Source organism: Halovulum sp. GXIMD14794 (assembly GCF_054457455.1).
In genome coordinates this window covers 78,337-85,007 of sequence record NZ_JBTLNF010000013.1, presented here as the reverse complement: position 1 = coordinate 85,007, position 6,671 = coordinate 78,337, and the positions used below count along the sequence as shown (strand labels likewise).

Below are 6,671 nucleotides of genomic sequence, written 5' to 3'. Positions count from 1 at the left end.
CGTGGCAATCCAAGAAAGCTCTCAGAACGATATTCCCCTTGTCGCGGGGTGGAGCAGCCCGGTAGCTCGTCAGGCTCATAACCTGAAGGCCGCAGGTTCAAATCCTGCCCCCGCAACCAACACTACTTGCTCAGCAATATCAAAGGCCTGCGATCCCCCATCGCGGGCCTTTCGCGTCTCCGCAGCCGCATGCACAGGCTGGCCCGTCGCAAGCCGCAGCAGACCCGCCAGCGCGCCGTGGAGCTCGATCTCCAGCCCAGATCCCTCCGACGCGGGCGTCAGGACGATCCGGTCGACCAGGCCCCGCAGCGCCTCCCGGGCTTCGTCCATGGCCTCGGCCTCGGACAGGCCGCGGATCAGGTCCCCGATCCGCGCGCGATAGGTCCGGGCCATCGCCGGATGCAGACGCACCGGGTCCGGATCCTCACAGGCCGAGAGCGCGGCTTCGAGTTCGAGCCGGCGCGCCTCGAGCGCGTTCATCCGGTCCTTCAGCTGCTCGGGCGGGACGCCGGCGACAATCGCGTCCACAAGCTTGGCATGGTCCCGCTGGACACGGGAGAGCTCGCCTTCGAGGCCCTGGCGGCCGGCATGCGCCTCGGCCTGGAGCCGGTTGCGCTCTGCGGTGTACTCCTCGCAGAAAATCCGCACCGCCTCGGGGTCCATCAGGTTGTGCTCCATCGCATGCAGGACGCGATGCTCGAGGTCCTGCCGCTTGATCGTCGCCCGGTTGCCGCAGACGGCATCGCCCTTGTTCCGCGCCGTCGAGCAGCCCAGGGCGTCCCTCGAGATCATCGAGAACCCGCCCCCGCAGCATCCGCACTGCGCAAGGCCGGAGAGGAGGTAGCGGGGGCGGCGACGATCCCAGATCGGCACATCCGTATGCTTGACCTTCTGCTTCCCCTGGCGGGCGCGGACGCGGTCCCAGAGGTCCTGGTCGATGATCCGGAGTTCGGGGACGTCTGTGACGGTCCATTCGGACGGAGGGTTGAGACGGGAGACGCGTTTGCCTGTACGCGGCTCCTTGACATAGCGCAGACGGTTCCAGACCTGCCGGCCGATGTAGAGCTCGTTGTTGATGATCCCGGTGCCACGTTCGCGGTTGCCGTGAATGGTCGATGTGCCCCAGTGACGGCCGGTGGGGCCTGGGACCCTCTCGCTGTTCAGCTGCTCTGCGATCTTCTTCGGAGAGATCCCCCGAGCGTAATCCTCGAAAATCCTGCGCACCACCCGCGCCTCGTCCGGGTTGATGACACGGCTGCCGCGGACCACTTCCCCGCCGGGACCGGTCTCGTGCACGACGGTGTAGCCGTATGCCTTTCCGCCGGCGGACTTCCCTTGCAGCGCACGCCCCTTCAGGCCGCGGTGCGTCTTCCTGCTGAGATCCTTGAGATACATCGCGTTCATCGTGCCCTGCAGGCCGATGTTGATCTCGGTGATCCGACCGTCACTGGTGGTCTCGATCGAAACGTCCCAGTAGTCCAGTTGCTCATAAATGGCTGCGATGTCAGCCTGGTTCCGGCTCAGACGATCCAGGCCTTCGGTGATCACGATATCGAAGGCGCGATCTTCCGCATCCCGCAGGAGCGCCTGAAGACCGTTCCGATGCATGCTTGCCCCGGAAACAGCGCGATCGCTGTAGACTTCGACAACGTTCAGGCCCCGGCCTTTGGCAAAGGCTTTACACGTCCGGACCTGATCGTCGATCGAAGCGTCGCGCTGCAGGTCTGACGAGAACCGCGCGTAGATCGCGGCGCGAAGGTTCGTGGCCATATGCGTATTCCTTGGGACTATGTCTGCGTGCTCTCAGGCAGCCTGGGCCGCGAGGAGCCGGTCGTGGTCGGCGCGGGCAGCCTGGCGGGCGAGACTGCGGATCAGCGCGAGATAGGCATGGCGGTCGTTGGTGCGCTCGTGCGTCGCCTGCGAAGCCGGGTCCGTTGAGGGGGTGGTGTGCTGCCGTGCGCTTGCCATGTTACGCATTCTCCTGTGCCGCGCGAGCGGGGGCTCGGCGGATCTTCTTCTTGTTTGTCCGGACTGTTCCGGGGGTGAGGCAAGTATAGCGCGCGGGCGGTCATAGCGAACGTTCTTTTTGTGTCGAAATGCGGGAACCAGGCGAAAAACTCCGAAAAATGCGGGATGGGCCCGAATAATGAAAAACTATATGTGGCTTTGTTGATTAGGAAACTGCCTCATTCTACCTCTTGTATAAACTATTACACAGAAAATCCGTATTTTAGACTTTGAGTTCCATATCCCGGTTCAGATATCCTCGAGTATGTAAAGCCGGGATCTCTGTTGAGGAGGCCCGGCGTGGCAGGTCGGTCACAGCATCGGCCGTGACGCGCGTCACGCCGCGTCACGGCGGACGTCACGCGCCCAAGTCCCTGAAAAACCTACTTAATATATCTATCTGTGACAATGTGACCTAATAATAGATAGATATGTATATAGAGACTCTCTCTTTCCCCTCCTCACGTAGATACACCCCTATACACATCCTGGGGCGTCACGGACGTCACGGCGTCACGGATGGCAAAAACTGAAGTAAATTCAATTTACTAGGCTGTGACATCGGGCGTCACGCGAGCCGTCACGGTCGCTGCCCCGTGACCGCGACCGTGACGGATCCGCCGTGACGGGCTCTGCCGCGCCGAGGGGGCGGGCCCGCACGCGCGGCCCGTCCGGCCGAGTTCCGGCGCCAGATGGCCGGGCGGGCGCACGCGTGACCGGCCCGTCATGTCACGCCGAGCGCCACCCTCAGCCGCTCCCTGTGGGCCGCCACGAACGCGACCGCCTCTCTCTGCGCAAGCGGCCGGCACCCCGCCGCTACCGCGCCGAGCACATGCGCCGTGGCTTCAGCGGGAGGCGTGGCCTCGGCATAGGGCGTGCCGAGCCGGTACCAGCGGCTGAGCGTGCGCGCCCAGCGGCCCTGCGGATCCAGCGCGAGCAGCACCGAGGTTTCCACCGGGCCGTCCGGCAATCTCGGGTGTCCGGTGACGCTCCCGAGGAGGATAGCCACCGGCGCGCGGGGCGAGACCGCCACCTGCCAGGGGTCGAGCAGCGGGGCGGCGGCGAGCGTGTCGGGTGCCGGTGCGATCCCGGATGCGTCGAGGGCGGTGCGGACGCGGGCGGCGATGTGGGTGGGGTGTGTCACGGTGGTTTCCTTTGGGTGGTCGAGCTGTGGGAGGCGTGTCCGCGCGCGGCGGCGGGCTGCTGCGGCGCAGGTGTCAGTCAGGTTGGTATCCGGACGGCGGGCCCAGAGGCGCGGGATCCGGGGCAGGGGACGTGGGCGTGGCGCGGTGCTCCGCATCCGGTGGCGCTGCGAGCTTCGGGGCGACCGGCGCCAGCCAGTGGTCGAGTGCCGGGGGGCGCAGCTCGCGCGCGTCCAAGAGCGCGCGGGCCATCCGGGTGAGGTGGTCGCGGTGTGTCTGCAGGATCCGGGTGGCGCGCTCCTCGGCGCCCTCCAGGCGGGTGCGGACGCGGGCGCGCAGGTCCGGGTCGTCGAGATGGTGATGCGGATCCGCCGTGCCGGACCATGTGGGCCCGTGCGCGCCGAGGCCCAGGGCGGTGTCGATCGCGATCGCGATCCGGGTTGCCACCGCGAGATCGCTGTCCTCTGCCCCGCCGGATCCCGCGGAGACCGAACCGAGCACCAGGCGCTCGGCGGCGCGGCCGGCGAGCGTAAGCGCGAGCTCGGCTTCGACATCCGGGAGCAGTCCCTCGCGCGCATCCCGGTCGCGGTGGATCTCGCCGCCGCCGGGGGTCAGCAGCACGCGCTGCACCGTGCCGAGGCCGAGCGCCGCGCAGGCGAGGGCGTGGCCGCATTCATGCACCGCGCTGCGCCAGCGCATGGCGTCGCCGTGCGGCGTCGATGCGATCCCAAGATGGGCGCGGATCCGTGCGGGATCCACGGGGCGATCCGCCGGGGGGTGGGCATGGCGTGCGTCGGCGCGCGCGGCGCGGACTGCGGCGTCGATCTCGGCCGCGCTGCGCCCGATCGCGTCGGTGGCGAGGGCGTGCAGTTCGGCGGACGTGAGCGCGTCGGCGAGGTGCCGGGCGAGGATGCCGTGGATGGCGGCGCGGTCTGGCAGGGGCATCTCGACGTGGAGATCGAGACGGCCCGGGCGCAGGACGGCCGGGTCGATCGTCTCGCGGTGGTTGGTCGTCCCGACGACGATCACGCCGGGTTCGCGCGCGACCGCGTCGAGTTCCGCCAGGAACGCGTTGATCACCTGCGTCCGATACGACCTGCCGTGGCTGTCGCTGCTGGTGCGCGATCCGACGGCGTCGAGCTCGTCGATCACCAGCACGGCAGGCGCGCTGCGCCGGGCGCGCTCGAACGTCGCGCGCATCTCGTGCAGCAGGTTGCCGAGGTGCCCGGCCGCCTGCCATTCCGCGAAACTTCCCGCGACCATCGTGATGCCGGCCGATGTCGCCATCGCCCGTGCGAGCCAGGTTTTGCCGGTTCCCGGCGGGCCATAGAGCAACATCGAGTGGCTAAGCTCGGACCAGGCGATCGTGCCCGCCTGCCAGAGCCGCAGGTCCGCGACCAGGCGGCGGGCTGCGATGAGTGCGGGACTGCTGCCGGTCATCTCATCGAGATCGGGACCCTCGGGTACGCGCGGCGCCGTGGCCTGCGCGATCCGGGCCAATGCGGCCTCGAGATCGGGCGCGCGCAGGGCCAGTTGCAGCACGGTGAGCGGCAGCGCGGCGATTGCCGCATCGCCGGGCAGCCGGGGGCGGATGGGGGCGACATCCGCCGGCGCGCTGCGCCCGTAGCGCTGCGCGAGCAGCAGCGCCAGTTGCGCGCCGTCGAGCGGTGGCACGCGCAGCGGCGCGGGACCGCTCTCCTCGAGCTCGGGCGGCAGCAGCCCGCGGCCCGGCACCACCAGCAGCACGGCGCCGGGGCGTTCGAGCGCCTGCGCGACGTCCTCGTGGAAAAAACCCGCGACACGCTGGGGGGACTCGTAGCTGAGCCGTCGCGGAGCTACGACGAGCAGCTCATCTGCGCGGCCCGGAACCAACGCGCTCTCGCCGACGCGCTGGCCGGGCGCGAACAGGCCGCGCTGCAGGAGTTCCGCGCCGATCCGTGCCTCCTCGTCCTCGAGCCCGGTGAGGATGGCCAGCGCACCGGGGGCGCATCGCTGCGCCATCGCGGCCTCGTCCCCGAGCGCAACGGCGAGCCGCAGCGCGACGATCCGCTGGTGCACGGATACGGGACGACCGAGGCTGGTCTCCGAGCGCGCCGTGCCGCTGCCGGACGTGTCCGCGCCCCGTGCGGACGCACTGCTGCGCGCCCCGGTGCCGGGTGCGCTGTCCTCCCGGTCGAGGTTGTCGGTGGCACCGCGGGCGGCAAGGCGGGCGAGTACGCGCTCGGCATAGGCCTGCCAGGGCGGGGTGGCGTTGGTGTGGGGCATGGGTGGCCTCCGGAAAGGGAACTGTGGGACAGGGGCCGCGCCTGGCAGGCGCGGCGGAGGGACTGAGAGTGGCGCCGCTATGGGCGCCCAGTGGTTGACTGGGCCGGGCTGGCGGGGCCTCAGGCGGCGCGCTGCCAGCTCTCGATCCGGTCGAGCAGGGCGTCGATCTGCGGTCGGATCGAGTTATCGTAAATCTCGGACCCCACGCGGATCTGCCCCTGCCAGCAGCTTGGATCGACGCGCGCCTCCGGGTAGCGGTGGCGCAGATGCGCGTGCAGCGTTCTCTCGGTGCGGAGCGCATGGCGACCGGATCGGACACGGACGGTGCGCAGCAGCTCGGCCGGCATGGCGCGGTCGATCACCAGCTGATGGGCCAGCCGCGACCCGGGATCGCGGGAGTATCCGACTTTGATCACGTCGCGGCTGTTCGCGAGGGTGAACCGCAGCAGGTAGAGGTAGCTCGGCGCCACCGCCCAGCCTTGGCCGCACTGTCCGCACTGGAACCTGCCAGACTGCATATTGGCGCGGGCGATGCGCTGCACATGACCGCAGCTGTGCTCGTAGCTGCGGTAGTTCGCGTCACCCTCGGGATCCGGCCCGACCAGCTCCCAGCCACGGGTGCGCGCCTCCTCGGCCTCGATGCTGGCGTGACAGACCTCGCAGCGCAGCCCGGTCGCCCCGGACCCGGCGCGTTTGACGATCTCGTGCTGGCGGTGGATCACGTGCCCGCATGGGGCGCGATAGCGGCTGTAGTGGCGGTCCTGCGGGTCTCGGTCGAGATGCACGAGCCCCGCGGCCTCCGCATCGCGCTCCAGCCGATCGCGCACGCAGTGCGGGCAGCGTGGCCTGGTGGTGGTCACCGTGTAGATTCGGCTGGCGTGGGAGCGCCGGCAACTATGGCACCGGAGAGCGAGGTGGTACCGATCGCGGATCCGGCGGGTGATGGTGAAGTTATTCGCCTGGGCAGCCTCCTGCCAGTGGTCGTGGATGGGCCCCGCGTAGGCGGCCTCGGTCTCGACGGGAGCGACGGTCCAGCGGCCGCGGGGTTTGTTCGATCTGCTCATGGGGTGGTCTCCGGCTGTGGTCCGAGTGTGAGGGCACAGCGCGGCCGGGCCGCGCCCGGCAGGGGCGGCGGAGGCGGCGCGCAGCGCGCGAGGGAGCGCCCGCCGCAGGTGGCGCGGCAGGGCAGGGGCCGTGAAAGGGCAGGGTGCGCCGCCGTGCGGGACGAGCCGTCAGACGCGACGGCGGCGGTGCGAG

General features: G+C 69.4%; 5 protein-coding genes and 1 tRNA gene. 2 read left to right on the top strand and 4 right to left on the bottom strand.

Annotated features, from left to right (window positions below; genetic code table 11):
* Positions 1-42 precede the first annotated feature (42 nt).
* A tRNA-Met gene (locus ACW9UR_RS24900) sits at positions 43-119 on the top strand.
* On the opposite strand, the gene ACW9UR_RS24895 is transcribed toward ACW9UR_RS24900, so the two are convergent.
* On the bottom strand, positions 76-1,770 hold the full coding sequence (locus ACW9UR_RS24895; protein WP_458919781.1) for a recombinase family protein: 1,695 nt from the start codon (positions 1,768-1,770) through the stop codon (positions 76-78). The genes ACW9UR_RS24900 and ACW9UR_RS24895 overlap by 44 nt on opposite strands.
* Between ACW9UR_RS24895 and ACW9UR_RS24890 the strand changes: the two genes are divergently transcribed.
* A complete protein-coding gene (locus ACW9UR_RS24890; protein WP_458919779.1) occupies positions 1,771-1,938 on the top strand; it encodes a hypothetical protein in 168 nt (55 codons plus the stop codon). It begins immediately after the preceding gene.
* 793 nt (positions 1,939-2,731) lie between these two features.
* On the opposite strand, the gene ACW9UR_RS24885 is transcribed toward ACW9UR_RS24890, so the two are convergent.
* The 3 genes from ACW9UR_RS24885 to ACW9UR_RS24875 all read right to left on the bottom strand — a co-directional run bounded on the left by ACW9UR_RS24885 (position 2,732) and on the right by ACW9UR_RS24875 (position 6,478).
* Positions 2,732-3,151 carry a DUF6634 family protein gene (locus ACW9UR_RS24885; RefSeq protein WP_458919778.1) on the bottom strand — a complete coding sequence of 140 codons (420 nt, stop codon included), beginning with the start codon at positions 3,149-3,151 and terminating at the stop codon, positions 2,732-2,734.
* 73 nt (positions 3,152-3,224) lie between these two features.
* Positions 3,225-5,414: an AAA family ATPase gene (locus ACW9UR_RS24880; protein ID WP_458919777.1), complete on the bottom strand. Its 2,190-nt coding sequence runs from the start codon at positions 5,412-5,414 to the stop codon at positions 3,225-3,227.
* Between the two features lie 119 nt (positions 5,415-5,533).
* Positions 5,534-6,478, bottom strand: coding sequence for a GIY-YIG nuclease family protein (locus ACW9UR_RS24875; protein WP_458919776.1), 945 nt, complete (start codon positions 6,476-6,478; stop codon positions 5,534-5,536).
* Positions 6,479-6,671 lie beyond the last annotated feature (193 nt).

What these genes read in the sequence shown, in the direction of transcription:
- ACW9UR_RS24880 (WP_458919777.1), bottom strand. Translation starts at nt 5,414, where the DNA reads ATGCCCCACACCAACGCCACCCCGCCCTGGCAGGCCTATGCCGAGCGC.
- ACW9UR_RS24895 (WP_458919781.1), bottom strand. Translation starts at nt 1,770, where the DNA reads ATGGCCACGAACCTTCGCGCCGCGATCTACGCGCGGTTCTCGTCAGAC.
- ACW9UR_RS24890 (WP_458919779.1), top strand. Translation starts at nt 1,771, where the DNA reads ATGCGTATTCCTTGGGACTATGTCTGCGTGCTCTCAGGCAGCCTGGGC.
- ACW9UR_RS24875 (WP_458919776.1), bottom strand. Translation starts at nt 6,478, where the DNA reads ATGAGCAGATCGAACAAACCCCGCGGCCGCTGGACCGTCGCTCCCGTC.